The sequence below is a fragment of the Bacillus sp. XB1 genome, assembly GCF_053557995.1.
Genome location: NZ_JBNRIL010000015.1, coordinates 1 through 2,442, shown reverse-complemented (window position 1 = coordinate 2,442; position 2,442 = coordinate 1). Strand labels below are relative to the sequence as shown.

Below are 2,442 nucleotides of genomic sequence, written 5' to 3'. Positions count from 1 at the left end.
TCACACCCGTTCCCATACCGAACACGGAAGTTAAGCTCTCTAGCGCCGATGGTAGTTGGGACCTTGTCCCTGTGAGAGTAGGACGTCGCCAAGCAAAAACCTAAGTCGTTTCGACTTAGGTTTTTTTGTGTTTATTTTTATTATTTTAAATTTAAAGGTAAGAATTACCTTTATAAGAATATAGTCCAGATGTAACAAGAATGTTTGTGATCTTATATAAAAAGGTTATATGAAAAGTAGCAATCTAGCTCTTTTAACATAACCTTTTGTGTTTTTAAAGGATTTTACATTAGAAAAAATCTATAATTAAGGTAGTTAACATATATTTTTGATGGGTGTGGGGGATTATGAAAGAAATATGCATGTTATTAGTGGCTGTTATATTATGGGGCACAGCCATTGCGCCAACAAAATGGGCGTTAGAATCTATTCAGCCGTTTACTTTGTTGTTTATTCGTCTTTTCTTTGCAGGTGGAATTTGTATGCTATTCTCATTTAAGCAACTACAAAAATCAGTTGTACATAAAAAAGTTCCATGGAAAAGAATGAGTTTGTTAGCTTTTACCGGTGTAGCTGGTTATTTTATGTTTACATCCTACGGTATTTCTTTAACCAGTGGATTACATGTGAGTATTATAGATGCTGCATTACCATTAGTTACAATTCTTTTTTCAGCACTCTTTTTGAAAGAGAAAATTCGATTGAATTATTGGATAGGAATTATATTGGGTGCTATAGGAGTACTCTTTATTACGATTCCATCTAAAAGTGCTAATCAAGAAGTGTCTTTAATAGGAGATATACTGATATTATTAAGTACTTTTCTATTTGCTTTCTACACAGTTTTGCTAAAACGGCCAAAACAAGAACAGTATTTATCAAACGAGGTTTTTACAACATTAACTTTAATTATTGGAGCTGTTATTCTCTTACCGTTTGCACTGGTAGAAATTTTTTATTACGGTCTCCCAAAGGTTGAAACTTGGAAAACGGGACTTAGTGTAATATACCTTGTTATTGGAGCAACAATTTTAGCATATTGGTTTTGGAATAAAGCGCTAGAGAGAGTTTCAGCATCAGTAAGCGGATTATATTTAAATGCATTACCATTAATAAGTATTGTTACTTCAATTATTCTATTAAATGAATCTCTGACATGGAGAGTAATAATGGGAGCGAGTTTAGTTTTAATCGGAGTAGGATGGGCGGATAAGCAAAAGTTATGTAATCTATTAAAAGGTAACAAGGTGGAGAATAGAGACTGTTAAACAGTATGATTTATATAATTGAAATGTTAAAAAGATACCTTATATATGAGGTATCTTTTTTATTTAGCAAAGATAATAGACTAAAGTTAGTATGGATATTCTTTGCTGTATTTATATGTGTCGAAATCATTTTGAAATATTGTTTGGACAAGTTGTATACATTCAGTATCATAAAAGCTTTCAAAAGTCGGATGACGTGGAAATAAAGGATCAGTAATATCGCCTTCGCTAAAATCCCCTTTATAAATCATGGCGGGAGTTTGATGATGCCATGATGTTGAGAACTCATTTATTGGTGCGGTTTTTAATTCGAAACGCTTTTCTAATTCTTTCATTTCCTGATCGAAGTTTTCTAAGTATATATAATTGGTCACATATTCTTCTTCACCAGCTATATATTGTTGTGTGAAATGTGGGTTAATATCACTTGCGTGAGCTCCTTTCATAAATAGATAGTATAGAAATTGTTTAAATGAGATCCCTTTGGAGGAATTTTCATCTTGATATAAAAACTTTCGGATGGGTTTCCATTCGGGATGTTCCATATAAGGAGGTCCAATTAAGGATACGAAAGAACTGACTGCTCTCCTATAAGGGTTACGAACAAGTTTAAAAGTTTCTTTTTGTTTTTCTCGTAGAGCTATTCCTAGTCGTACACTATAGGCAGGTGTACTTTTGTATATATCATATTCATAATTATGAATGAAAGGACTATAACTTAGAGCGGTTTGTAATAAATCAATCTGGTAAAAGAACCACTTAGCAAGAGAAGTACAACCGCTTTTTTGACTCCAAAATAGAATGATTGGAAACTTCCTATGATAGTGTGGGCTTCTTGAATGGGAGCTTATGATGTGTAATAAAGAAGGATTGAACAAGTTCTACACTCCTTTCAGTTATCTTATTGATATGTATGAGAAATAAAAGGGGGGTATGAGAGTCTTTTTCATCTTTTTAAAAAAAATGAAAGATTAATATTGACTATTATTATATAGAGGTGTAATATAGGACAAGTCGCTGATGACAATAACATCGCAAGTGACAAACGAAATGAAAAACTTAGTTGACATTGAAAGATGAAAATGTTAACATAAGGAAGTCGCAAATGAGCGACCAAGTAGTTCTTTGAAAACTGAACGAAACAAACAACGTGAAACGTCAATTTTTATTTTAG

Annotated in this window: 2 protein-coding genes and 1 rRNA gene; 2 read left to right on the top strand and 1 reads right to left on the bottom strand. The window is 32.6% G+C overall.

Annotation, left to right across the window (positions count from 1 at the left end):
- Both rrf and ACK1U5_RS27585 read left to right on the top strand, forming a co-directional pair.
- Positions 1-94 (top strand): 5S ribosomal RNA (gene rrf / locus ACK1U5_RS27590); the annotation flags it as partial.
- A 253-nt stretch (positions 95-347) separates the two neighbouring features.
- Complete coding sequence (locus ACK1U5_RS27585; protein WP_000658284.1) at positions 348-1,268, top strand: DMT family transporter; 921 nt, start codon at positions 348-350, stop codon at positions 1,266-1,268.
- Between the two features lie 86 nt (positions 1,269-1,354).
- Here ACK1U5_RS27585 and ACK1U5_RS27580 read toward each other — a convergent pair whose 3' ends face one another.
- The gene (locus ACK1U5_RS27580) at positions 1,355-2,146 is read right to left on the bottom strand and encodes a sulfotransferase family 2 domain-containing protein (RefSeq protein WP_000483015.1); all 792 of its coding nucleotides are present in this window, start codon (positions 2,144-2,146) and stop codon (positions 1,355-1,357) included.
- Positions 2,147-2,442 lie beyond the last annotated feature (296 nt).

Excerpts from the sequence above, each read along its gene's own strand:
- ACK1U5_RS27585 (WP_000658284.1), top strand. The coding sequence starts at position 348 with ATGAAAGAAATATGCATGTTATTAGTGGCTGTTATATTATGGGGCACA.